The sequence below is a fragment of the Paenibacillus sp. 598K genome (assembly GCF_003851045.1).
GTDB lineage: Bacteria > Bacillota > Bacilli > Paenibacillales > Paenibacillaceae > Paenibacillus_D.
In genome coordinates this window covers 41,295-41,710 of the sequence record NZ_BFBX01000117.1, presented here as the reverse complement: position 1 = coordinate 41,710, position 416 = coordinate 41,295, and the positions used below count along the sequence as shown (strand labels likewise).

Here is a 416-nt window from a genome sequence, read left to right as displayed (position 1 = left end):
GGCGGCATGCCGCCCCCTAGCGGCGACATCGTCATCCAGAACAGCGTATGCAGGTAGTGACCGGCGCCGTTAAAGGCGAGCTCGCGCTCCCAATGCTTGACGAGCGCGAAGTCACCGCTGCGTCTCGATTTTTCCAGCTCCGTCTCGGCCTTGTTCAAGCCGTCGACATAGCTCTTATGATGGATGTCGTGATGGATGCGCATCGTCTTCTCGTCAATATGCGGCTCGAGCGCATTGTAAGCATAGGGCAGGGGAGGCAGCGTATGCCCGCCGATCGGCACTGGGCTGGGTGCCGCCTCGTCTGCTCCGCTGTTCGACGGCTGTTGATCGGCGCGAGATTTGCTTTTGGCGTTTTTTTGCCCGCCGCCTTTGCTTTGGCTTTTGGCGCCGATCTTCGCCTCCGCTGTGCGGCTGCC

At 61.1% G+C, this 416-nt stretch carries 1 protein-coding gene; it reads right to left on the bottom strand.

Going from position 1 to position 416, the window contains the following annotated elements; translation table 11 throughout:
* On the bottom strand, window positions 1-416 hold a 416-nt coding region (locus tag PA598K_RS38320), incomplete at both ends, for a superoxide dismutase (protein WP_376739087.1).